Here is a 23,719-nt window from a genome sequence, read left to right as displayed (position 1 = left end):
CCCGTCAGGGCTCGATCGTGGCCGTCACCACGGACGGCGTACGGTCGTCCGCCTCGGCCACGAGGGTGCCGTCCGGGGCCCATACGGCGGAGCCGCCGCAGCCGGTCCACGCGCCCGCCGGGCCGACGTGGTTGGCCAGCACCACGTACAGGCCGTGCGCCCCGGCGATGCCCGGGTAGACGGTGGCCCGCTCCCGGATGCCGTCGCCCGTCCCGTACAGCGAGCTCGCCAGGTGCACCCGGCAGCCGTCCGCGGCGGCCCGGGCGGCCAGTTCCGGGAAGTGGTTGTCGTAGCAGACGCCGAGGCTGAAGCGGATCCCGCCGAGGGTGAAACGGCCGTCGGCGGTGCCCGGCGTGAAGGCGTCCCGCTCGTGGCGGTAGAGGTGCTGTTTCGCGTACGTCGTCACGTGCGCGCCGTCCGCGTCGTGGACCAGCGTGGCGAGGGCGGGGAGCGGCCCGGAGGTGCGCAGGGCGACGTTGACGGCGGTGGCGATCCCGGCGGAGCGCAGCGGGTCCAGCCGGGGGTCGTCGGCGTCCGACAGCCACAGGGCCGGGTCCGCGGCCAGGGCGTCCAGTTCGTAGCCGGTCAGGGTGAGTTCGGGGAACACCACGAGTTCGGCGCCCTGCCTCCGCGCGGCGCGGGCCAGCCCGACGGCCGCGGCCACATTCGCGGTGACGTCGGCCGGTACGCAGGTGAGCTGGGCTGCGGCGATCTTCACGCCCCCAGAATGCCAGGGCCCGTCCGGGGTTTGACCCGGGGGGCGCGAGGCCGAGGCGTGCAGCCCCGGGTGGAGGGCCGATCCCCCGCCTCACCGGGCCCGGCGGCGGCCGGCCGGATGGATCCGGCGCTGCCCGGCCCGGTGGACCCGCTTTTGACGCGGGGCGGTGGCCGGTTGGTCCCGGGCCACGCCCGGCCGGTGGACCGCGTTGGATGGGGGCGTGTGGCCGGGCGGTTCCGGGGCTTGGCCGGCCGGTGGACCGCGTTGGATGGGGGCGTGTGGCCGGGCGGGTCCGGGGCCGTGCCCGGCCCGGTGGGCTGCGTTTGGCGCGGGGTGGGTAGTCGGGTGGGTCCGGGGCTTGCCCGCCTGGAGGATCCGTATGTGATGCGCGGCGGGGAGCCGGGCTTGCCCGATTCGCGTGGGGCGCGGGGTGGGCGGTCTAGGCCGCTGGTCAAGGGCCCGGCGGGCCGTGCCTCGCGCGGCCGCGCGGTGGGGCCCCCGCCCTCCGCTGTTCAGCCCGGGCGGCAGGGCTCAAGGGGTCGTCTGCGGGCCCCGGAGCAGGGTCAGGAAGGCGCGGAACGCGGCGGGCATGTCCACCGACTGCGGGGCGAGCAGCCACTGGTACTGGAGGCCGTCCATCACCGCCGTCAGCAGCGGCGCCGCCTCCTCGGGGGTGAGGCCGGAGGGCAGGCGGTCGCCGAACTCCGCGCGCAGCACCGCGGCCATCTCGGCGCGGACCTGCGCGTAGCGGTCGGTGAAGAACTCCCGGGCCGGGTGGCCGTCGGTGACGCTCTCGCCCAGCAGCGCCGAGAACGTCTGCACGATGCCCGGCCGCATCGCGTTGTACTCGACGAGGGAGGCCAGCAGGTCGAGCCGCCAGGTGTCCGCCGAGGCGCGCGAACCGCCGCCGGTGTCCCAGCGGTCCCGCTCCTCCAGCACCGCCACCAGCAGCGCCTCCTTGGTGGGGAAGTAGTGCAGCAGCCCTTGCTGCGTCAGGCCGACGCGCTCGGCGACCGCGCCCAGGGACGCGCCCCGGTAGCCGCGCTCCGCGATCACCTCGACCGCGGCGCGCACGATCTCGCCGCGCCGCTCCTCGCTCCTCGTCCTGGCCATCGCCCCGGCACCCCTTCCCGTCCGCACGCTGCCCCGCCAGCAGGACCGTACGGCATGTCGATATCACAAAAACATAACAACACCTACCGCTCTACAGGAAGCGGGTCCACGATGGGCGCACCGCACCGCACCGCACCGCACCGCACCGCACCGCACACCGCACACCGCACCCACCCCGACGAGGAGGCACGGCCGTGACCGATGCCGATCAGGCCCGCGAAGACGCCGTAGAGGCCGCGCTCGACAAGCTGGACCTCGACACCAAGACCCGACTGCTGGCCGGCCAGGACATGTGGTCACTGCCCGCCGTACCCGGGATCGGGCTGGCCTCCCTGGTCATGTCCGACGGACCCATCGGCGTGCGCGGCGTGCGCTGGACCGCCGACGACCCGTCCATCGCCCTGCCCTCCCCGACCGCGCTCGCCGCCGCCTGGGACCCCGCCCTCGCCCGCCGGGCCGGCCGGCTCCTCGCCCAGGAAGCGCGCCGCAAGGGCGTCCACGTGCTCCTCGCCCCGACCGTCAACCTGCACCGCTCCCCGCTCGGCGGCCGGCACTTCGAGTGCTACTCCGAGGACCCGTACCTCACCGGCGCCATCGGTAGCGGCTACGTCAGCGGCGTGCAGGACGGCGGCGTCGCCACCACCGTCAAGCACTTCGTCGGCAACGACGCCGAGACCGACCGCTTCACCGTGGACAACGTCATCGCCCCGCGCACCCTGCGCGAGCTGTACCTGGCGCCCTTCGAGGCCATCGTCAAGAACGCCCGCCCCTGGGGCATCATGACCGCCTACAACCAGGTCAACGGCACGTCGATGACCGAGCACCGGCACCTCGTCAACGACGTGCTGCGCGCCGAGTGGGGCTTCGACGGGTACAACGTCTCCGACTGGATGGCCGCCCGCTCCACCGCCGGCGCCCTCCTCGGCGGCCTCGACGTGGCCATGCCCGGCCCCCGGACCGTCTACGGCAGCGCCCTCGCCGAAGCCGTCCGCGCCGGGGAGGTCCCGCAGGAGGCGGTGGACGGTGCCGTGCGCAACGTCCTGCGCCTCGCAGCCCGCGTCGGCGCCCTGGAAGGCGCGCCCGCCGTCGTCACCGACCCCCCGGCCGGGATCGACGGCAAGGCGCTGGCCCGGGAGATCGCCGCCCGCGGCTTCGTCCTCGTACGCAACGGGGCCGTGCCCGGCGGGCGGCCCGCTCTGCCGCTCGACACCGCGCCCGGCCGCACGGTGGCCCTGATCGGCGCCGCCGCCCGTGACGCCCGGGTCCTCGGCGGCGGTTCCGCGACGGTCTTTCCCGAGCGGGTCGTCTCCCCGCTCGACGGCCTCGGCGCCGTGCTCCCCGCTGGGTCGCTCACGTTCAGCGTCGGCGCCGACCCGAGCGAGGAACTGGTCCCCGCCGACAAGGGCTTCGAGCTCCGCGCGATCTGCCGCGACGCCTCCGGCGCCGTCCTCGGTGAGGGGAGTCTGCCGTCCGGCCAGGTGCAGTGGATCGGCGAGGACCTGCCCGCCGGCGCCACCTACGAGACGATGGCGAGCATCGAGGTCACCGGCACGTTCCTGCCGCGCGAGAGCGGCGACCACGCCTTCGGCACCCGGGGGCTCGGCGCCTTCACCCTCGCCGTGGACGGACGCACGCTCTGGGAGGGCGTCCAGCGGATGGGCGAGGAGGCCGACCCCTTCGAGGCCTTCTTCGGCGCCCCCAGCGAACGAGCCCGCACCACCTTGACGGAGGGCGAGCCCGTCGAGGTGTCCTTGACCTTCCAGGTTCCGGACGTGAGCGCCCTGCCGCTCAAGGCGATCATGTTCTCGCTGCTCCACCTGGGGCCCCGGCGGGAAGCGGAGGAGCTGATCGCCGAGGCCGTGGAGGCCGCCCGGGCCGCCGACACCGCCGTGGTCGTCGTCGCCACCACCGAGCGCGTGGAGTCCGAGGGCTTCGACCGCAAGGACCTGAGGCTGCCGGGGCGTCAGGACGACCTGGTCCGGGCCGTCGCCGCCGTGAACCCGAACACCGTGGTCGTCGTCAACGCCGGCTCCCCGGTGGAACTGCCCTGGCGCGATGACGTCGCCGCCGTGCTGCTGGCCTGGTTCCCCGGGCAGGAGGGCGGCGCAGCGCTGGCCGACGTCCTCCTCGGGGAGACCGAGCCGGGCGGCCGAATGCCCACCACCTGGCCCGCCGCGTTCGCCGACGCGCCCGTGACCGAGGTCGTCCCCGCCGGGGGGCGGCTGGAGTACCGCGAGGGGCTCCTCATCGGGCACCGGGCGTACGAGGCCCGGGGCGTGGCCCCCGCCTACCCGTTCGGGCACGGCCTCGGCTACACCGAATGGGCGTACGAGTCGCTCGAGGTCACCGGATCCGTGGCGCGGGTACGGCTCACCAACACGGGCGCCCGGCCGGGCCGGGAGGTCGTCCAGGTCTACCTGGCGCCGCTCGCCGATGACGCGGAGCGCCCGGCGAGCTGGCTGGCGGGCTTCGCCCCGGTCGCGGCGGGCCCCGGCGAGAGCGTCGAAGCGGAGATCACCCTGCCCGGCCGGGCCTTCGAGGTCTGGGACGAGACGGCGGGCTCCTGGCGCCGGGTCGGCGGCGACTACGAGGTCCGCGCGAGCCACGCGCACGGCGACACGCGGCTGACGGCCACCTTGCAGGTGTAATGGCCGGAAATCACCCCTGAACCGGACCGGTGGAGGCACCTGACGGCCCCCACCGGTCCTTCCGGTGAAGCCGGCGGGCTCAGCGCGGCAGCTCGGGCGCCGTCACCTGCCGGTGCGCGAGTTCCGCGAGCCGCGCCTGACCGGCCTTGCCCGGGTGGAACCAGTCCCAGCGGCTCAACTGCTCCGTCCCGAAGGGGTACTGGAACACGGCGCCGCCGTCGTAGCGGCACAGCGGGTCCTTCGCGCAGACGCTGCGCAGCACCTCGTTGTACTCCACCACGCGGGCCCGGACCCGTTCGCGCCGCGTCTTGGCCTCCTGCGTGGAGGACAGGGGCTCGGCCAGCATCGACTGGCAGATGCCGAGCTTCCAGACCTGCCGCACCATCGGGGCGTCCTTGCCCTGCTCCCACAGGCGCTGCAGGTCCGGCACGGAGGAGACGTACACCTGGGTCGAGGGGGACGCGGCCCGCAGACCTGCGAGGGCCTTCTCGAAGCCGTCCTTGAAGGCGGCGACCGAGGTCATCGAGGAAGTCGTGGGCCGACAGGCGTCGTTCGAGCCGACCATCACCGTGACCAGGTCGGGCTTGTGCTCGGCCGCCGAGGCCAGCTGCGCCGCCAGGTCCGCCATCCGGGACCCCGTCACGGCGTAGTTCCAGCTGTTCGCGGGTGCGTCGGCCTGCCCGAGCAGCCGGGTGGCGAGGGAGCCGACCTCGGGGTCGGCCCCGGTCGCCCACGAGACCTCCGGGCAGTCCGCCAGTACCGAACAGGCATCGAACCCGCGGGTGATGGAGTCACCCACGGCGGCGATGGACTTCGGGGCGGTGTTCCAGTGCGGTCCGGCCTGCGCCCCCCGGCCGCCCCCGGTGCCCGCTCCGCCGGAATCGCAGGCCGTCGCGCCCCCTGCCAGCAGGGCGGCCGTCGCGACCGCCGCCGCGAGGGTCCTGCGGGTGCGCCGGCGCGCAGCGGTGGTGCCCATCGGGGTGGTCCCTCCCTCGTCGCACCCCGTCGTTCGGGGGCGTCCTGCTGAGTGAATGCTCTGTGTCCACGGGGTTCTGAGCGACCGTACGTCACACCAGGACCCCTGGCGCACGGTAGCTTTTTCCCGTGGCGTTTCGGCCGCAGGTCCCGCGACGCAATGTCAGATCATTTCCGTTACATTACATCTCGTCACATACTGTCCGTTTTCTGGAGTTTATTCCCGACCTCGTCCCACACTGGAGGTCCCGGTGACGACACGTGGAGTTCTGTACGTGCATTCCGCGCCGCGCGCGCTCTGCCCGCACGTGGAATGGGCTGTTGGGGGCGTTCTCGGGGTGCGGGTGAACCTCGACTGGATCAGGCAGCCCGCCTCCCCCGGCACCTGGAGATCCGAATTCTCCTGGCAGGCGGAAGCGGGCACCGCCTCGAAACTCGCCTCCGCGCTGCGCGGCTGGCACCTGCTGCGCTTCGAAGTGACGGCCGAGCCCTGCCCGACGGCCGAGGGCGAGCGCTACAGCTCGACCCCTGAGCTGGGCATCTTCCACGCCGTCACCGGGCTGCACGGCGACATCCTGATCCCCGAGGACCGGCTGCGCGCCGCCCTCGCCCGGTCCGCGCGGGGAGAGAGCGACCTGGAGACGGAGATCTCGACGCTGCTCGGCAAGCCCTGGGACGACGAACTGGAGCCCTTCCGCTACGCGGGCGAGGGCGCCCCCGTCCGCTGGCTCCACCAGGTGGTCTGAGCGGCACCCGGTCATGCGGAAGGGCCCGCCCGGCAGTGCCGGGCGGGCCCTTCGACGTCGGACGGGGTATCAGACCGTGCGGAACGCCAGGGTCACGTTGTGGCCGCCGAAACCGAACGAGTTGTTGATCGCCGAGATCGGACCGTCCACCGGCAGCTTGCGCGGCTCGCCGCGGACGATGTCCGCGTCGATGTCGTCGTCCAGTTCGTGGACGTTGATCGTCGGCGGGGCGATGCGGTGGTACAGGGCCAGTACCGTCGCGACCGTCTCGATGCCGCCCGCGCCGCCCAGCAGGTGACCGGTCATCGACTTCGTCGCCGAGATCGCGATGTGGTCGAGGTCGTCGCCCAGGACCTGGCGCAGCGCCTTGAGCTCGGCCGTGTCACCCTGCGGGGTGGACGTGGCGTGCGCGTTCAGGTGCACCAGCTCGGCCGGGTCGAGACCGGTGTTGTCGAGCAGGTTCTGCACGGCGGCCGCGACACCGCGGCCCGTGGGCTCCGGCTGGGCGATGTGGTGGCTGTCCGCGGACAGGCCCTGCCCCAGTACCTCGCAGTAGACCCGGGCGCCGCGCGCGGCGGCGTGCTCGGCGGACTCGAGGACCACGACACCCGCGCCCTCGCCGAGGACGAAGCCGTCACGGCCCTTGTCGTACGGGCGGGAGGCCCCGGTCGGGTCCTCGTTGTTCTTGGACATCGCCATCATGTTGGCGAACGCGGCGATCGGCAGCGGGTGGATGGCCGCCTCGGTGCCACCGGCGACGACCACGTCGGCACGGCCGGTACGGATCATCTCGACGGCGTAGCCGATCGCCTCGGCGCCCGACGCACACGCGCTGACCGGGGTGTGCACACCGGCGCGGGCGTTGACCTCGAGGCCGACGTTGGCCGACGGGCCGTTCGGCATGAGCATGGGGACGGTGTGCGGGGAGACCCGGCGCACGCCCTTTTCCTTCAGTACGTCGTACTGGTCGAGCAGGGTGGTGACGCCGCCGATACCGGAGGCGATCACGGTGCCCAGGCGCTCGGGGACGACGGAGGCGCCCGCCGCGTCAGCGGCTGATGCCACCGTGCCGGCCGGGGCGGTGTAGCCCGCGTCGGCCCAGGCCTCACGGGCCGCGATCAGCGCGAACTGCGCCGAACGGTCGAGCTTGCGGGCCAGCGGCCTCGGCAGGACTTCGCCGGGATCCACGGCGGCCTGAGCGGCGATGCGGACCGGGAGTTCGGCGAAACGTTCGCCCTCCAGGGGCTTGACGCCGGAACGGCCGGCAAGCAGACCTTCCCAGGTCGAAGCGCTGTCGCCACCCAGCGGAGTGGTTGCGCCGATACCGGTGACGACCACGGTGCGATTGGTCGGGCTCACAGGAATTCTTTCTCCACGTCTCAGAGGGTGCTGAATTGTCACGGCGCCACCGCCAGGTGGCGACAAACGCTCGTCAGGCTCAGCCCTGGTGCTTGAGGATGTAGTCCGCGGCGTCGCCGACCGTCTTGAGGTTCTTGACGTCCTCGTCCGGGATCTTGACGTCGAAGCGCTCTTCGGCGGCGACGACGACCTCGACCATGGACAGCGAGTCGACGTCCAGGTCATCGGTGAAGGACTTGCCGACCTCGACGTCCTCGACCGGGATGCCCGCGATCTCGTTGACGATCTCCGCGAGGCCTTCGACGATCTCTTCCTGGGTGGCGGCCATGTGGCGCTCCTTCTCTAGCTAATTGAATGATCAGGGAGGGAAAAACGATCCCGGCCCTAGGGGAGGGTAACGACCGTCGCGGCGTACACGAGCCCCGCCCCGAAGCCGATGACGAGCGCGGTGTCGCCGCTCTTCGCCGCTCCGGTCGCCAGGAGCCGCTCCATGGCGAGCGGAATCGAGGCGGCCGACGTGTTGCCGGTGGTTTCCACGTCACGGGCGACCGTGACGTGCTCCGGCAGCTTGAGAGTCTTCACCATCGAGTCGATGATCCGCATGTTGGCCTGGTGCGGAATGAAGACGTCCAGGTCAGCGGCGGTGATCCCGGCCGCGTCGAGCGCCTGCTGGGCCACCTTGGCCATCTCGAAGACGGCCCAGCGGAAGACCGCCTGGCCCTCCTGGGTGATGGCCGGGAACTTCTCCCCGCCACCCTTGCCGAGGTACTCGTCCCACGGCACGGTCTGCTTGATCGTCTCGGACTTGTCGCCCTCGGAACCCCACACCGTGGGGCCGATGGCCGGCTCGTCCGAAGGACCGACGACCACGGCGCCGGCGCCGTCACCGAACAGGAAGGCCGTCGCGCGGTCCTCCAGGTCGGTCAGGTCCGACAGCCGCTCGACGCCGATGACGAGGACGTACTGCGCCGACCCCTCGACCACCATGCCCTTGGCCAGCGTCAGGCCGTAACCGAACCCGGCGCAACCCGCGGAGATGTCGAACGCGGCCGGCTTGACCGCACCGACCCGGTGCGCGATCTCCGTCGCGACGGCCGGCGTCTGCTTGAAGTGCGAGACCGTGGAGACGATCACGGCGCCGATCTGCTCGGGCGAGACACCGGCGTCGGCCAGCGCCTTGCCCGAGGCCTCCACCGACATCGCGGCGACGGTCTCCGCGGGCGAGGCCCAGTGCCGGGTCGCGATCCCCGAGCGGGAACGGATCCACTCGTCGGACGAGTCGATCGTCTCCAGGATGACCTCGTTGGGCACCACACGGGTCGGGCGGTAACCGCCGACACCGAGGATGCGGGCGTACGGGGAGCCCTTGGCAGGCTTGATCTTCGACATGCTGAGGTGGGCTCCTTCTCTCAGGCCGCGTGCTCGGCGAGGAGCTCCGCGGCCTTCTGGAGATCGTCCGGGGTCTTGAGGGCGACGCTCGGAACGCCCTTGAGCGCGCGCTTGGCCAGACCCGTCAGGGTCCCGCCGGGGCACAGCTCGATGATCCCGGTGACGCCCAGCTCGGCGAACGTCTCCATGCACAGGTCCCAGCGGACCGGATGGGCGACCTGGCCGACCAGGCGGGCGACGACATCGGCGCCCGAGGTGACGACCCCGCCGTCCTTGTTCGACACGTACGTCAGCGCCGGGTCCGCCGGGGAGAGGGCCTGCGCGGCCTCCTCCAGGGTGGCGACCGCCGGGGCCATGTGGTGCGTGTGGAAGGCGCCCGCGACCTTGAGGGCGACGACCTTCATGGAGCCTTCGGGCTTGTCGGCCTCCAGAGCGGCGATCTGCTCCAGGGTACCGGCCGCCACGATCTGGCCCGCGCCGTTGATGTTGGCCGGGGCGAGCCCCAGCTTCTCCAGGTGCCCCACGACCACGTCACGGTCGCCCCCCAGCACCGCGGCCATGCCCGTCGGGGTGACGGCCGCGGCCTCGGCCATGGCCAGGCCCCGGGTGCGGACGAACGACAGCGCGTCGGCCTCGCTCAGCACACCAGCGTACGCGGCGGCGGTGATCTCACCGACGCTGTGACCGGCGACCGCGCCGAAGGCCGAGGGGGAACCCAGCGCCGAAGCGGACAGCAGACCCGCCGCGACCAGCAGGGGCTGGGCCACGGCCGTGTCACGGATCTCGTCCGCGTCGGCCTTCGTGCCGTAGTGGGCGAGGTCGAGCCCGAGGGCGTCGGACCACCCCGCGACGCGTTCGGCGGCGCCGGGGAGTTCGAGCCAAGGAGTCAGGAAGCCGGGCGTCTGAGCGCCTTGGCCTGGAGCGACGAGTACGAGCACCCTCACACTCTCTCTTGTATGCGGCCCCCGCCGCCCGTGGGGACAGGGACGAAGAACCGTCGGGGTAATTGTTGATGTCCGACAAAAGTCTAGGACTGGGGATCGCCGTCGGCCAGACGCCCGAGGATCAGGGCGATCCGGAGCGTGAACGCGGAACGGACATCGGAGGGCGACCAGCCGGTGACGTCGGTCACACGTCGGAGCCGGTAGCGCACCGTGTTGGGATGCACGAACAGCATCCGCGCCGCCCCCTCCAGACTGCTCGCCTGCTCCAGGTAGACGCTCAGCGTCTCCAGCAGCGCCGAGCCCGCCTCCTCCAGCGGTCTGTAGATCTCCTCCACCAGCTGCTCGCGCGCCGAGGGATCCGCCGCGATCGCGCGCTCGGGAAGCAGGTCGTCCGCCAGCACCGGACGCGGGGCGTCCTGCCAGGCCGTGCAGGCCTTCAGCCCGGCCGCCGCGGCCTGGGCGGACTTCGTCGCGTTCAGCAGGTCCGCGACCACGGGCCCGGCCACCACCGGACCGGCCGCGAACGGGCCGATCAGCGACTTCGCCACCTGCAACGGGTTGTCGCTGCCGCCCGCGATGACCACGAGCCGGTCACCCAGCACCCCCGTCAGCACCTGGAGCTTGTGGTGACGGGCCGCGCGCCGGATCGCCTCGACCGTCAGCTCGCTGTCCCCGTCCGGGGCGGTGCCCAGGACGACGCAGACGTGCTCCGGCGAATTCCAGCCGAGCGCCGCCGCCCGCGACAGCGCGCCCTCGTCCGCCTCGCCCGACAGCACCGCGTTGACGACCAGGGACTCCAGACGGGCGTCCCACGCCCCGCGCGCCTCGGCCGCCTGGGCGTACACCTGGGCGGTCGCGAAGGCGATCTCGCGTGCGTACACGAGCAGCGCCTCGCGCAGCACCGACTCGTCGCCCGGGGCCGCCACCTCGTCGATCGCGGTCTCCATGACCTCGATCGTCGTGCGGACCATCTCCACCGTCTGGCGCAGGGTGATCGCCCGGGTCAGCTCGCGCGGAGCCGTGCCGAACACGTCCGTGGAGATCGCCTGCGGGGTCTCCGGGTGCCGGAACCACTCCGTGAACGCGGCGATGCCGGCCTGGGCGACCAGGCCGATCCACGACCGGTTCTCCGGCGGCATCGCCCGGTACCACGGCAGGGTCTCGTCCATGCGCGCGATCGCGTTCGCCGAGAGCCGGCCGGCGGACTTCTCCAGCCGGCGCAGCGTCGCGGGATGCGGGTGCGCGGGTTGCACGGCGTGCGCGGGACGCGCCGGGCCGGACTCGGGGGAATGCTCACGTTCGGGTTGGGGCACGGGACAAGACTGCCTTATCGGTGAGCCGGAGCGGAGCCGGGTCCGCGGCCACCCGTCCCGCCGGACCCGCCGCACCCGTCCCGGAAGGACGCGTCCCGGGGTCTACGGTGGCCACCATGATTGACGTACGCCGCGCAGCAGACCGGTACGAGGGCGGAAACCCGGCCGCCGGGATCACCACCCGGCACGCCTTCTCCTTCGGGACCTTCTACGACCCGGACAACATCCGCTTCGGGCCCCTGCTGGCCTGCAACGAGGAGTCCCTCCGGCCCGGCTCCGGCTTCGACGAGCACCCGCACAGCCAGACCGAGATCGTCACCTGGGTGGTGGAGGGGGAGCTCACGCACAAGGACAGCACCACCGGCCACACCGGCCAGGTCGGCTCCGGCGACGTGCAGCACTTCTCCGCCGGGTCGGGCGCGCGGCACATCGAGCGCAACGACGGCCCCGTCCCGCTGCGCTTCGTCCAGACCTGGATCGCCCCGCTCACGGCGGGCGGTGAGCCCTCGTACCGGCTCGTCCGGGGCCTCGCGGACGGGGAGCCCTACGAGATCCCCGCCGCCGGCGCCGTCCTGCGCGTGCGGCGGCCCGGCGCGGGCGAGCGGATCACCGTACCGGCGGCGCCGCGGGTCTACCTGCACGTCGTACGGGGTGACCTGCGCCTGGACGGCGAGGAACTCGGCCCCGGCGACTCGGCGCGGATCACCGGCGAGCCGGAGCTGCGGATCATCGCCGGCTCCCCGGGCGAGCTGCTGATCTGGGAACTGCCCTGAGCCGGTCCGGCGGCTAGCGCCCGCGGAGTTCCGCGAGGACCGCGTCGGTGAACGGGGTCCAGGCCTCCACGGCCCACGGGCCGAAGGCGCGGTCGGTCAGCGCCACGCACGCGGCGCGCGCGTCCGGGTCCACCCACAGGAAGGTGCCGGACTGGCCGAAGTGCCCGAAGGTGCGCGGCGAGGACGTGGTGCCCGTCCAGTGCGGGGACTTGCCGTCGCGGATCTCCAGGCCGAGCCCCCAGTCGTTGGGGGACTGGTGCCCGTAGCCCGGCAGGACGCCCTTGAGGCCCGGGTGCACGACCGAGGTGGCCTCGGCGACGGTCCGGACGTCGAGCAGCCGGGGCGCCTGGAGCTCCGCGGCGAACCGCACCAGGTCGGAGACGGTCGAGACGCCGTCCTTGGCCGGGGAACCGTCCAGGGAGGTCGACGCCATGCCCAGTGGCTCGAAGACGGCCTGGTGCAGGTACTCGGCGAAGGGGATGCCGGTGGCCTTGGCGATGTGGTCGCCGAGCACCTCGAAACCCGCGTTGGAGTACAGCCTGCGCTGCCCGGGCGCGCCCATCACACGGTGCTCGTCGAACGCGAGACCGCTGGTGTGGGCGAGCAGGTGACGGACCGTGGAACCCTCGGGTCCGGCCGGCTCGTCCAGTTCGACCGCGCCTTCCTCGTACGCGACGAGGGCGGCGTAGGCGGTGAGCGGCTTGGTGACCGAGGCCAGGGGGAAGCGGTGGTCCACGGGCCCGTGGGAGCCGGCGACGCTCCCGTCGGCGCGCACGACGGCCGCCGCGGCGGTCGGCACCGGCCAGCTCTCGATGGTCCGCAGGGTCTGCAAGGTCTCCGGGCTCTCCATGCGGCCGAGCCTACTTGCTTGGAGTGCACTCCAAGGTTTTAGCGTGGACGCCATGAGCCTGACGCAGACGCGGTACACGATCAGCGAAGTCGAGTCCCGGACCGGTCTGACCCAGCACACCTTGCGCTGGTACGAACGGATCGGCCTGATGCCGCACGTGGACCGCTCCCACTCGGGGCAGCGGCGGTTCAGCGACAAGGACCTCGACTGGCTGGCCTTCGTGGGCAAGCTGCGCACCACCGGGATGTCGGTGGCGGACATGGTGCGGTACGCGGAGCTCGTCCGGGAGGGGGAGCACACCGTCGACCAGCGGCGGGAGCTGCTGGAGCGGACGCGCCGCGAGGTGCGGGCGCGGATCTCGGAGATGACGGACGCGCTCGCCGTACTGGACTACAAGATCGAACACTACGCGGGGAAGGCTGTACGTCAATGACGCAGAGCACGACGAGGATCAAGCAGGTCGAACTCGGCAAGGGCGGCCCCCTGGTCGGTGTCCAGGGCCTCGGCTGCATGGGCATGAGCGAGTTCTACGGGGACACGGACGAGACGGCGGCCCGCCAGACCCTGGACGCGGCGCTGGCCGCGGGTGTCACGCTCTTCGACACCGCGGACGTGTACGGGCGCGGGGCGAACGAGGAGTTCCTCGCGCCGTTCGTGGCGGCGCACCGGGACGAGATCACCCTCGCGACGAAGTTCGCCATAGAGCGCTCCGACGACCCGCAGTACCGCGGCATCCGCAACGACCGCGCCTACATCAGGCAGGCCGTCGAGGACAGCCTGCGGCGGCTCGGCACCGACGTGATCGACCTCTACTACATGCACCGGCGCGACCCGGCCGTGCCGTTCGCCGAGTCGGTGGGCGCGATGGCCGAGCTCGTGCGGGAGGGCAAGGTGCGCCACCTGGGCCTGAGCGAGGTCACCGGCGCTGAGTTGCGCGAGGCGCACGCGGTGCACCCGATCGCGGCGCTCCAGTCGGAGTGGTCGCTGTTCAGCCGGGACGTGGAGCGCAGCGCGGTGGGCGCGGCGGCGGAGCTGGGGGTGGCGTTCGTGCCGTACTCCCCGCTGGGGCGCGGTTTCCTGACGGGCGCGTTCGCGGACGCGTCGGTGGAGCTGTCCGAAGGGGACTTCCGGAAGTTCCAGCCGCGGTTCACGGGCGACAACGCGAAGGCGAACGCGGCGCTGCTGGCGCCGGTGCGGGAGATCGCGGCCGCGCACGGGGCGACGGCGGCGCAGATCGCGCTGGCGTGGGTGCAGCAGCGGGCGCAGGTGCACGGCCTGACGGTGGTGCCGATCCCGGGGACCCGCAAGCCGGGGCGCCTCGCGGAGAACGCGGCGGCGACGCGGATCACCCTGACGGAGGCGGAGCTGGCCCAGCTGGAGCCGATCGCCACCCAGGTCAGCGGCGACCGCTACCCGGACATGTCCTCCACCTCGGCGGCCCGCGAGGCGTAACCCGCACAATTCCAGCCCCGCGGGGGCCGGCCCGCACGAGCTCAGCCCGGTGGGGCCGGCCCGCACGAGCTCAGCCCGGTGGGGCCGGCCCGCACGAGCTCATCCCATTCCAGCCCCGCCGGCGATTGGGGCGCGGGGTCTGGGGCGGAGCCCCGGGAAGCCCGGCGCTGCCGGGGGCGCTCGCGCGGCGGCGCCGCGGGCGGCCTAGCCGAGCCGGTCGCGCAGGGCCGAGTACTCGGCGTCCGTGAGCAGCCCCGCGCTGTGCAGCTCGCGCAGGTGGTGCAGACGGTCCCCGCCGGCCCCCTTCGGCGAGGCCGTCGCCACCGGCAGCCGCCGTCCCCGCACCGCCGCCAACACGGCCGCCGCGAACGGCAGTGACTCGTGCACCGCCCCGTACCCCACCCCGAACACGGCCGCCGCCAGGTCGTGGTCGGGCGGGGCGTCACCGCCGGCGGCGTCCCGCAGCCGCAGTCGCAGATGGCCCTCCGGCCCCTCCGGCGAGCGCCACGCCACCCCCGTCACCGCCGCCAGCGGATACCGCTGGTCGCCCGCCTTCCACTTCGCGCTGCTGGCTCCCGTGCGCGACCAGTGGAAGGTGACGGCCGTCCCGTCGAAGCCGACGCGCGCGTCGTACGCCTTGAGGTGGGCCGTCACCTCGGGGACGCGGACCAGGAAGCGCTCCGCCGCCGTCGCCGGCCCGAGCCGTCCCCGTACGTCTTCCGTCAGCGCCGTCGCCCGTGCGGCCGACTCGGCCGGCAGCACCAGGCGGTACGGGTCGCAGCTCTCCTTGAGCTGTCCGGCGGCGGCCTCCATCAACGGATCCGCCCCCGCCCGCGGCACCGCGCGCAGCACCACGGTGTCCCGTTTGCCCCCGGTCAGGGTCACCTCCGACAGCGCCTCCAGCGGGATCCGGCGTTCCCTCAGGGCATGCCAGAGCCGCGGCGTCCGCAGCCCCCGCGCGAAACGAATGATCACCGAGTCGGAGTCGAACTCCCAGACAGCATGGTTTCCGGCCAGTACGTCCCCCATACGGCACATGGTAAAGGGACGTACCCCTGCTCGTCCCCTTCACCGCAGAGACGGTTCTCCGGTCCGCCCGGCGTCCCTCCGGGAGCCCTGAGCGCCCCTCAGTCCTCGGAAACTCCACGTCGGCACGCGTCGTCCCCGGTCACGCACACAACGGAACCGAACGCGCCGGTTCCGATCTTCGCGAAGTTGTCCAACGAAGCGGTCCCTGGCTCGAAATAGCCGGTGTGGTTCCGCGCCCCCGCCGAGGACAGCAGCCGTGCCCCGAATCCCGGCGACACGGGGTCCGCCCCGTGGCCCAGGCCGCCCAGTTCCAGGTGCGGCACGTCCGCGATCCAGTCCCCGGAGTCCCGCATCGCCCACACCCGGGCCGGCGTGTGCAGCTCGGCGGCGTTCGACACGCGCATCCCGGGGCTGCCCGCCACCACCACGTCCGTCACCCGCGCCGGCAGCTCGTGGGCCGCGACCCCGCACACCACCGACCCGTAGCTGTGGCAGAACAACGCCACGCTGGACCGTCCCGGCAGGGCGGTGGCCAGCGCCCGCAACCGTACGGAGCCCTCCACCGCGAGCTTGCCGGTGGCGGCGTCCATGCCGACGCCGGTCGGCGCCGTGTACCCGGCCCAGGCGATGACCGCGGTGCTGCTGTCCGGCGCGCTCGCGCGTTCGGCCTCGTAGAGGGACTGCGCCATGCCGGCCGGCGCGGTCAGGCTGCGCTGCGTCCGCTCGAAGGTGAGCAGATCGGTGTCGACGCCGGGCACGACCACCGAGACCCGGCCGGCCCGGTCGAGGTCGCCGAAGACCTCCGCGACGAGTCCGTCGCCGGTCGGATCGAACAGCAGGACCTGCCGTCCCGGTTCGGCGAGCGATTCCAGGCGGTGCGCGCGCCGCAGCGCGGTGGCACGGTCGGCCGGGGTCAGGGACACGTCCCGGCTGCGGGCCTCCTCCACGCGCCGGGCCTGCTCCAGGGAGTGCAGGTTGGCCCGGTAGCGGGTGGTGGCGGGCACACCGTCGAGGTTGCCGACGACCAGCGGGTAGCCGTCGGCGAGCCGGGCCCGCTGGGCTCCGTCCAGCCCGGCGAAGAAGCGCGCGACCGCGGCTGCGGGGGCGTCGGCGGCGGGCAGGGCCCGGCCGTCGATCCGGGCCAGCGCCCAGGCGGAGAGGGCGGCGGCCCGCGGCGAGATGCCCGCCTCGGGCCGGTGAACGGAGGTCCAGCCGGTGATGACCAGCATGACGAGGACGACCGCGAGCGCGAGCAGGGTGCGCAGTGCGGCGGGGGGCGCTGTGGCGCCGGCGGTGTGGTGGGCGGAGCCGGGCAGGTTCACTGGAACCAGCCTAGGAGACCGCTCGAGTCCCTGGCGCGCCGGGTGACGGGTCTCACCGCCGACCGTGTCACAGGCAGTCACGCCGTCACGGTCGGCTACGGCCCTCCCCGCCGCGCCCGGCCGGGTACCCCGACGCACACGTGTGGGACCGGCGGCGCCCCGCGCCCACGCCCCCGCTCAGCGCCAGTCCGCCGCCAGCGCCGGGCCGATCTGGTCGAGGTAGGCCTCGGTCATCCGCCGGATCGCCGCCACGCTGGTGTCCTGGCCCTGCCCCCACAGCCGTCCGGTGACCCGCATGACTCCGGAGAAGGCGGCCACCGCGACCCGCGGCCGCGGGTCGGCGTCCACGTCCAGGCCCTCGCGGTCGGCGACCAGCCGGGCGATGCGCTCCTCCAGCTCGGTGGAGCGCCTCAGGTGTACGGCGAGCAGCGCCGGGGTCGACTCGATGAGCTGGTAGCCGCGCATGTAGAGGTCAACGGGTACGACGTCGGAGATCGCCTCGTCGACGGTGTCCCAGGCGACGAGCACCGCGTTGCGCATCGCGGTCAGGGGCCCCTCGGAGGCCGGCCGTGCCCGCAGCGCCGCCACGAAGTGCGACTCGACCAGGTCCTGGACCGCGAAGGCGACCTCTTCCTTGTTGGCGAAGTAGCGGAAGAAGGTCCGCTGGGAGACCTGCACGACATCGGTGATCTCGTCGACCGTCGTCTTGTCGTACCCCTGTGAAAGGAACAGGAGGAGAGCCGCGCGCAGCAGTGCGTCCCTGGTGCGCTGCTTCTTGCGTTCGCGCAGTCCGCCCGCCGGAACGGCCGGCCCGGGCCGGTGTTCGGTCATCACCGCGGGGTCCCCTTCCGGTGCTGCTGTCGGCCGTGGTGCCGGGCCGTGCCGATGGTCTGTTCTGACGCTGAGTGAGCGGTCAGGGTACCTGTGACCCACCTGACAGCGACTGTCCCGTTAAGCCGTTTGTGAAGTGTCAGTCGCTGTCACTAGCCTGTTCGCATGACTAGTCAGATCACCGCCGACGGCCGGGTGACCCTGGAGAAGTCCGGCCCGGCGCCGTCGGGTTCGGGATTGCGCGGCCATCCGTGGCTCACCCTCTTCGCCGTGGCGATCGGCGTGATGATGGTGACCCTGGACGGCACGATCGTCGCGGTCGCCAACCCCGCCATCCAGAAGGACCTCGGCGCCACCCTCGCCGAGGTGCAGTGGATCACCAACGGCTACCTCCTGGCCCTCGCCGTCTCCCTCATCACCGCGGGCAAGCTCGGTGACCGCTTCGGTCACCGGCAGACCTTCCTCATAGGCATCGCGGGCTTCGCGCTCTCCTCGGCGGTCATCGGACTGTCCGACGGCGTCGAGCTCGTCATCGGCTTCCGCGTCGCCCAGGGCCTCTTCGGCGCCCTGCTGATGCCCGCCGCGCTCGGCCTGCTGCGCGCCACCTTCCCCGCCGAGAAGCTGAACATGGCCATCGGCATCTGGGGCATGGTGATCGGCGCCTCGACCGCCGCGGGGCCCATCGTCGGCGGCCTGCTCGTCGAGCACGTCAGCTGGCAGTCCGTCTTCTTCATCAACGTGCCCGTCGGGATCATCGCGCTCGGGTTCGGCCTGTTCATCCTCCTCGACCACCGGGCCGAGAACGCGCCGCGCTCCTTCGACCTGCTGGGCATCCTGCTGCTGTCCGGCGCGATGTTCTCCCTGATCTGGGCCCTGATCAAGGCTGCCGAGTGGGGCTGGGGAGACACCAAGACCCTGGTCTTCCTCGGCGTCTCGGTCATCTGCTTCGCGCTCTTCGCCTTCTGGGAGACCCGGGTCGCCGAACCGCTCATCCCGCTCGGGATGTTCCGTTCGCTGCCGCTGTCCGCCGGCACCGTGCTGATGGTGCTGATGGCCTTCGCCTTCATGGGCGGCCTGTTCTTCGTCACCTTCTACCTGCAGAACGTCCATGGCATGAGCCCGGTCGACAGCGGCCTGCACCTGCTGCCGCTCACCGGCATGATGATCATCGGCTCGCCGCTGGCGGGCGCGGCGATCACCAGGATCGGGCCGCGGATGCCGCTCGTCGCCGGCATGGTCGCCACCGCGGCGGCCTGCTTCGGGATGGCCCGCCTGACCCCGGGCACCGGCACCCTCGTGATGTCGCTCTGGTTCGCCCTCCTCGGCCTCGGCCTCGCTCCCGTCATGGTCGGCGCCACCGAGGTCATCGTCGGCAACGCCCCGCTGGAGCTGTCCGGCGTCGCCGGCGGGCTCCAGCAGGCGGCCATGCAGGTGGGCGGCAGCCTCGGCACCGCCGTGCTCGGCGCCGTCATGGCGGGCACCGTCCGAGACTCGTTCGGGGACAACTGGCAGCGCGCGCAGCTGCCGCCGCTCAGCCCCGAGCAGCTCGACCTCGCCGAGAAGGGCGTGCAGGTCGGCATCGCGCCCGTCCCGCCGGGCGCCCCGCCCCAGATCGTGCAGGCGGTCACCACGGTCGCCCACGACACCTTCGTCTCGGGCATGAGTACGGCCTTCACCGTCGCGGGCGTGGTCGCGGTGCTCGCCGCGGTCGTGGCCGGGTTCACCAAGCGCGGCGAGAACGCCGCCGCGGGGGCGGGCGCGGCCCACGTCTGAACCGCCCGCCGGCACGCCGCACAGGCGTCAACCCCGCAGGTACGACAGCCCCGCCGAACGGTTCCGGCGGGGCTGTCGCCTATCAGGGTGGACCCGCCCGCGGCCCCTTCCGTACGCACGTCACCGCAGGTCAGCGTGGGGGTCGTCGGGGCCTCGAAACGGTCCGGGGCCCGCGTCGTCCACCCGAGGAGTCGATCCGTCATGCGTACGAGTACCCCTGTGCAGCCCAGTACCTTCCTCGCCGCCGTCGCCCTGGCCGCGGCCGCCCTCGTCCCGGGCACCGCCGGCCCCGCACACGCCGCGGCCGGGCCACCGACGCTCGGAGCCTGCGCCACCGGGCAGTTGTGCCTGTGGGCGAAGCCGGACTTCAAGGGCACCCGGCACACCTACGAGCTCAGCACCCTCGACATCAACAGCTGCACCGCGCTGCCCGCCGGGACCAGCGCCCAGGCCCTCACCAACCGGACCGGCCGCCCGGTGACCACGTACCAGTCGGCCGAGTGCCAGGAGACGGGGGAGTTCCAGACCTACCCGGGTGACGGCGTCTGGCTGCCGCAGTCGCCCTACCAGGTGCGGGCGTTCAAGGTCTGGGAGCGCTGACGGGAGCCGCGGGCCGGACCTCCTGGTCCGCCGCCCCGCCCGGGGCCCCGGCGCGGTCCTCCCGCGCCGGGGCGCCGTCCGGCCCCGGGGCCGGGCCCGGCGCCGCCGCGCCGCCCAGCCGGGCGACCTCGGCGCGCAGCGCCCGTACCTCCCGCGCCAGTTCGGCGATCGCGGCGGTCTGCGCCCGCTCCACCTGGTCGTCGCGTTCGAAGCGGGAGATGAACCAGGCGGCGATGTTGGCGGTGACCACACCCAGCAGCGCGATGCCCGACAGCATCAGCCCCACCGCCAGCAGCCGCCCCAGCCCGGTGGTGGGGGAGTGGTCCCCGTACCCGACCGTCGTCATCGTGGTCACCGACCACCACAGCGCGTCCCCGAGGCTCTTGATGTTCCCGCCGGGTGCGTCCCGCTCCACGCTCAGCACCGCGAGCGAGCCGAACATCAGCAGCCCCACCACCGCGCCCGCCACGTACGTGGTCAGCCGGACCTGCGGCGCCATCCGGGCGCGCCGGCCCACCAGCAGCAGCGTCGACACGAGCCGCAGCAGCCGCAACGGCTGGATCATCGGCACCAGCACCGCCACCAGGTCCAGCCAGTGGCCCCGTACGAACGCCTTCCGCGAAGGCGAGAGGCTCAGCCGGACCAGGTAGTCGGCGGCGAAGGCACCCCACACCACCCACTCGGCGTGCGTGCACGCCCGGTGCACCGCCGGGCTCGCGTCCGGCGCCACGATCGGCACGGCATAAGCGACGGCGAACGCCACGGCGAGCACGAGCAGCGGGGTCTGGCTCCGCCGCTCCCACCGGGCCTGGCGGGAGGGTTCCTTCATGCCCGCATAGTAAAGAACGAGTAAGGGGCGTTGGGACAGTCGTCCCAACGCCCCCTCGGAAGGGTGAGCCCTACGCGTCGCCGCCCGCCGCGCCCGGGTCGGCCGCCGATACGTCCAGCAGCTGGTACCGGTCGATCGCCTGCTTGAGCACCGAGCGGTCGATCCTGCCCGCCTTGGCGAGCTCGGTCAGCACGGCCAGCACCACCGACTGCGCGTCGATGTGGAAGAACCGGCGGGCCGCGCCACGGGTGTCCGCGAAACCGAACCCGTCGGCGCCGAGCGAGGTGTAGGGGCCGGGGACCCAGCGCGAGATCTGGTCCGGCACCGACCGCATCCAGTCCGAGACCGCCACGAACGGCCCCTCGGAGCCAGAGAGCTTGCGCGTCACGTACGGGACGCGCTGCTCCTCCTCCGGGTGGAGCAGGTTGTGCTCCTCCACCTCCACCGCCTCGCGGCGCAGCTCGTTCCAGGAGGTCGCCGACCAGACGTCCGCCTTCACGTTCCACTCCGCGGCCAGGATCCGCTGCGCCTCCAGCGCCCACGGCACGGCGACGCCGGAGGCCATGATCTGCGCCCCGACGGCGCCCTCGGAGCCCGCCGACACCCGGTGGATGCCCTTGAGGATGCCGTCGACGTCGACGTCGGCCGGCTCGGCCGGGTGCTGGATCGGCTCGTTGTAGACGGTCAGGTAGTAGAAGACGTCCTCCGCGTCGGCGCCGTACATGCGCCGCAGGCCGTCCTTGACGATGTGCGCGATCTCGTACCCGTACGCCGGGTCGTACGCCACGCAGCCCGGGTTGGTCGACGCCAGCAGCTGGGAGTGACCGTCGGCGTGCTGGAGGCCCTCACCCGTGAGGGTGGTCCGTCCGGCCGTCGCACCGAGGACGAAACCGCGCGCCAACTGGTCGGCCATCTGCCAGAACTGGTCACCGGTGCGCTGGAAACCGAACATCGAGTAGAAGACGTAGACCGGGATCAGCGGCTCGCCGTGCGTCGCGTACGCCGAACCCGCCGCGATCAGCGAGGCCGTGCAGCCGGCCTCGGAGATGCCGTCGTGCAGCATCTGGCCGGTCGGCGACTCCTTGTACGCGAGCAGCAGCTCGCGGTCGACCGCCTCGTACTGCTGCCCCAGCGGGTTGTAGATCTTGGCGCTCGGGAAGAAGGCGTCCATGCCGAAGGTGCGGTACTCGTCGGGCGCGATCAGCACGAAGCGCTTGCCGATCTCCTTGTCCCGCATCAGGTCCTTCAAGATGCGCACGAACGCCATGGTCGTCGCGATCGACTGGTGGCCCGAGCCCTTCTTGGCCGTCGCGTACGCCGAGTCGTCGGGCAGCTGGAGCGGCTTCGCGCGCACCACGCGGGTCGGCACGTAGCCGCCGTGGGCGTTGCGCTGGTCGTGCATGTACTGGATCTCGGGGGAGTTGCGGCCCGGGTGGTAGTACGGCGGGGCGCCGCTCTCCAGCTGCGCGTCCGTGATCGGGATGTGCAGGCGGTCGCGGAAGCGCTTGAGGTCGTCGACCGTCAGCTTCTTCATCTGGTGCGTCGCGTTGCGGCCCTCGAAGTTCGGGCCCAGCGTCCAGCCCTTGACCGTCTGGGCGAGGATCACCGTCGGCTGGCCCTTGTGGGCCTTGGCCGCCGCGTACGCCGCGTAGACCTTCTTGTGGTCGTGGCCGCCGCGCCCGAGGTGCTGGATCTGCTGGTCGGACATGTTCTCGACCATCGCGCGCAGCCGCTGGTCACCGCCGAAGAAGTGCTCACGGATGTACGCGCCGGACTCGGTGGCGTACGTCTGGAACTGCCCGTCGGGGGTGGAGTTCATCTTGTTGACCAGGATGCCGTCGCGGTCCTGGGCCAGCAGCGGGTCCCAGGAACGGTCCCAGATCAGCTTGATGACGTTCCAGCCGGCGCCCCGGAAGATCGACTCCAGCTCCTGGATGATCTTCCCGTTGCCGCGGACCGGGCCGTCGAGGCGCTGGAGGTTGCAGTTGACGACGAACGTCAGGTTGTCCAGACCCTCGCGCGCCGCGATGGACAGCTGGCCCAGCGACTCCGGTTCGTCCATCTCGCCGTCACCGAGGTACGCCCAAACGTGGGACTTGGAGGTGTCCGCGATCCCGCGCGCCTCCATGTACCGGTTCATCCGCGCCTGGTAGATCGCACCGAGGGGGCCGAGGCCCATCGATACGGTCGGGAACTCCCAGAAGTCCGGCATCAGCCGCGGGTGCGGGTAGCTGGACAGCCCGTACGGGGCCTTCGACTTCTCCTGCCGGAACGCGTCGAGCTGCTGCTCGGAGAGCCGGTCCAGGAGGTAGGCGCGGGCGTAGATGCCGGGGGAGGCGTGGCCCTGGAAGAAGATCTGGTCGCCGCCGTCGCCCTCGTCCTTGCCGCGGAAGAAGTGGTTGAAGCCCACGTCGTAGAGGGAGGCGGAGGAGGCGAAGGTCGCGATGTGGCCGCCGACGCCGATTCCGGGACGCTGCGCGCGCGAGACCATGACGGCGGCGTTCCACCGGGTCGCGTTGAGGACCTTGCGCTCGATCTCCTCGTTGCCGGGGAAGAAGGGCTCGTCCTTGGTGGCGATCGTGTTGACGTAGTCCGTGCTGCGCATCTCGGGCACGGCCACGCGCTTCTCGCGGGCCCGCTCGATCAGCCGCAGCATGAGGTAACGGGCACGTTCACGGCCGCGCTCGTCAACGGCCGCGTCAAGGGAGTCGAGCCACTCCTGCGTCTCTTCCGGATCGAAGTCCGGGACCTGGCTCGGCAGGCCGCCAATAATGATCGGATTGCGATCGGATGCGGAAGCCACGCTGTTCCTTCGCTGTCGGGGGAGTCGTGCCTTGGGGTCGCCGCCTCCCATGGTCTTACGCTCGGTCGAAATCTTCACCTCTACCACCGGGTAACCCCTGGAAAGTCCGGGCACCGCCGGTGGAGCGGGCGCGGGGTTCGTCCGAGCGGGTCCAGCCGGACCGCCACCTTACGCCCATGTCGATCAACCCCTTCGTAAGGCCGTTCGTCCCTCAAACAGGTGGGAAGTCCCGAGCGATGCCGAATGAGGCGG

General features: G+C 72.4%; 21 protein-coding genes. 7 read left to right on the top strand and 14 right to left on the bottom strand.

Annotation, left to right across the window (positions count from 1 at the left end; genetic code table 11):
• Positions 1–4: 4 nt before the first annotated feature.
• Both IE207_RS02760 and IE207_RS02755 read right to left on the bottom strand, forming a co-directional pair.
• The gene (locus IE207_RS02760) at positions 5–718 is read right to left on the bottom strand and encodes a carbon-nitrogen hydrolase family protein (protein WP_190182355.1); all 714 of its coding nucleotides are present in this window, start codon (positions 716–718) and stop codon (positions 5–7) included.
• A gap of 531 nt (positions 719–1,249) precedes the next feature.
• Positions 1,250–1,831: a TetR/AcrR family transcriptional regulator gene (locus IE207_RS02755; protein WP_190182354.1), complete on the bottom strand. Its 582-nt coding sequence runs from the start codon at positions 1,829–1,831 to the stop codon at positions 1,250–1,252.
• 194 nt (positions 1,832–2,025) lie between these two features.
• Between IE207_RS02755 and IE207_RS02750 the strand changes: the two genes are divergently transcribed.
• Complete coding sequence (locus tag IE207_RS02750) at positions 2,026–4,479, top strand: beta-glucosidase family protein (protein ID WP_190182353.1); 2,454 nt, start codon at positions 2,026–2,028, stop codon at positions 4,477–4,479.
• 79 nt (positions 4,480–4,558) lie between these two features.
• Here IE207_RS02750 and IE207_RS02745 read toward each other — a convergent pair whose 3' ends face one another.
• On the bottom strand, positions 4,559–5,455 hold the full coding sequence (locus IE207_RS02745) for an SGNH/GDSL hydrolase family protein (protein ID WP_190182352.1): 897 nt from the start codon (positions 5,453–5,455) through the stop codon (positions 4,559–4,561).
• A 250-nt stretch (positions 5,456–5,705) separates the two neighbouring features.
• Between IE207_RS02745 and IE207_RS02740 the strand changes: the two genes are divergently transcribed.
• Complete coding sequence (locus IE207_RS02740; protein WP_190182351.1) at positions 5,706–6,200, top strand: DUF3145 domain-containing protein; 495 nt, start codon at positions 5,706–5,708, stop codon at positions 6,198–6,200.
• Positions 6,201–6,269: 69 nt separating this feature from the next.
• Here the strand turns inward: IE207_RS02740 and IE207_RS02735 are convergent, their stop codons facing one another.
• The 5 genes from IE207_RS02735 to IE207_RS02715 all read right to left on the bottom strand — a co-directional run bounded on the left by IE207_RS02735 (position 6,270) and on the right by IE207_RS02715 (position 11,145).
• Positions 6,270–7,559, bottom strand: a complete 1,290-nt coding sequence (locus IE207_RS02735) for a beta-ketoacyl-[acyl-carrier-protein] synthase family protein (protein ID WP_190182350.1) — start codon at positions 7,557–7,559, stop codon at positions 6,270–6,272.
• Between the two features lie 79 nt (positions 7,560–7,638).
• A complete protein-coding gene (locus IE207_RS02730) occupies positions 7,639–7,887 on the bottom strand; it encodes an acyl carrier protein (protein ID WP_190182349.1) in 249 nt (82 codons plus the stop codon).
• 56 nt (positions 7,888–7,943) lie between these two features.
• Positions 7,944–8,948, bottom strand: coding sequence for a ketoacyl-ACP synthase III (locus IE207_RS02725; RefSeq protein WP_190182348.1), 1,005 nt, complete (start codon positions 8,946–8,948; stop codon positions 7,944–7,946).
• 20 nt (positions 8,949–8,968) lie between these two features.
• Positions 8,969–9,886, bottom strand: coding sequence for an ACP S-malonyltransferase (locus IE207_RS02720; protein ID WP_190182347.1), 918 nt, complete (start codon positions 9,884–9,886; stop codon positions 8,969–8,971).
• 89 nt (positions 9,887–9,975) lie between these two features.
• Positions 9,976–11,145, bottom strand: coding sequence for a PucR family transcriptional regulator (locus IE207_RS02715; RefSeq protein ID WP_190182763.1), 1,170 nt, complete (start codon positions 11,143–11,145; stop codon positions 9,976–9,978).
• Positions 11,146–11,321: 176 nt separating this feature from the next.
• Between IE207_RS02715 and IE207_RS02710 the strand changes: the two genes are divergently transcribed.
• On the top strand, positions 11,322–11,978 hold the full coding sequence (locus tag IE207_RS02710) for a pirin family protein (protein ID WP_190182346.1): 657 nt from the start codon (positions 11,322–11,324) through the stop codon (positions 11,976–11,978).
• A 13-nt stretch (positions 11,979–11,991) separates the two neighbouring features.
• On the opposite strand, the gene IE207_RS02705 is transcribed toward IE207_RS02710, so the two are convergent.
• Entirely contained in the window at positions 11,992–12,810 is an 819-nt protein-coding gene (locus tag IE207_RS02705) for a serine hydrolase domain-containing protein (protein ID WP_190182762.1), read from the bottom strand.
• A gap of 70 nt (positions 12,811–12,880) precedes the next feature.
• Here IE207_RS02705 and IE207_RS02700 point away from each other — a divergent pair, with 70 nt between their 5' ends.
• Positions 12,881–13,261, top strand: coding sequence for a MerR family transcriptional regulator (locus tag IE207_RS02700; protein ID WP_373304656.1), 381 nt, complete (start codon positions 12,881–12,883; stop codon positions 13,259–13,261).
• Positions 13,258–14,280 (top strand): aldo/keto reductase, encoded by a 1,023-nt coding sequence (locus IE207_RS02695; protein ID WP_190182344.1) that lies wholly within the window; start codon positions 13,258–13,260, stop codon positions 14,278–14,280. The genes IE207_RS02700 and IE207_RS02695 overlap by 4 nt, the downstream gene beginning before the upstream one ends.
• 204 nt (positions 14,281–14,484) lie before the next feature.
• Here IE207_RS02695 and IE207_RS02690 read toward each other — a convergent pair whose 3' ends face one another.
• The 3 genes from IE207_RS02690 to IE207_RS02680 form a co-directional block, all read right to left on the bottom strand.
• Complete coding sequence (locus tag IE207_RS02690; protein ID WP_190182343.1) at positions 14,485–15,309, bottom strand: DUF4429 domain-containing protein; 825 nt, start codon at positions 15,307–15,309, stop codon at positions 14,485–14,487.
• Between the two features lie 98 nt (positions 15,310–15,407).
• The gene (locus IE207_RS02685) at positions 15,408–16,538 is read right to left on the bottom strand and encodes an alpha/beta hydrolase (RefSeq protein ID WP_190182761.1); all 1,131 of its coding nucleotides are present in this window, start codon (positions 16,536–16,538) and stop codon (positions 15,408–15,410) included.
• Positions 16,539–16,808: 270 nt separating this feature from the next.
• Positions 16,809–17,462, bottom strand: a complete 654-nt coding sequence (locus IE207_RS02680) for a TetR/AcrR family transcriptional regulator (RefSeq protein ID WP_190182342.1) — start codon at positions 17,460–17,462, stop codon at positions 16,809–16,811.
• 165 nt (positions 17,463–17,627) lie between these two features.
• Between IE207_RS02680 and IE207_RS02675 the strand changes: the two genes are divergently transcribed.
• Together IE207_RS02675 and IE207_RS02670 are read left to right on the top strand one after the other, a co-directional pair.
• Positions 17,628–19,235, top strand: coding sequence for an MFS transporter (locus IE207_RS02675; protein WP_190182341.1), 1,608 nt, complete (start codon positions 17,628–17,630; stop codon positions 19,233–19,235).
• A gap of 201 nt (positions 19,236–19,436) precedes the next feature.
• Positions 19,437–19,835, top strand: a complete 399-nt coding sequence (locus tag IE207_RS02670) for a peptidase inhibitor family I36 protein (RefSeq protein ID WP_190182340.1) — start codon at positions 19,437–19,439, stop codon at positions 19,833–19,835.
• Here IE207_RS02670 and IE207_RS02665 read toward each other — a convergent pair.
• Positions 19,816–20,664: a potassium channel family protein gene (locus IE207_RS02665; protein WP_190182339.1), complete on the bottom strand. Its 849-nt coding sequence runs from the start codon at positions 20,662–20,664 to the stop codon at positions 19,816–19,818. The two genes, IE207_RS02670 and IE207_RS02665, sit on opposite strands and share 20 nt — an antisense overlap.
• Before the next feature lie 70 nt (positions 20,665–20,734).
• Positions 20,735–23,467, bottom strand: coding sequence for a pyruvate dehydrogenase (acetyl-transferring), homodimeric type (gene aceE, locus IE207_RS02660; RefSeq protein WP_190182338.1), 2,733 nt, complete (start codon positions 23,465–23,467; stop codon positions 20,735–20,737).
• Positions 23,468–23,719: the final 252 nt, after the last annotated feature.

The sequence above is a fragment of the Streptomyces cirratus genome, from assembly GCF_014650775.1.
In the GTDB taxonomy this organism is placed as follows: domain Bacteria; phylum Actinomycetota; class Actinomycetes; order Streptomycetales; family Streptomycetaceae; genus Streptomyces; species Streptomyces cirratus.
The sequence above is the reverse complement of the archived record's forward strand: the minus strand, read 5'-3'. Positions and strand labels throughout refer to the sequence as shown.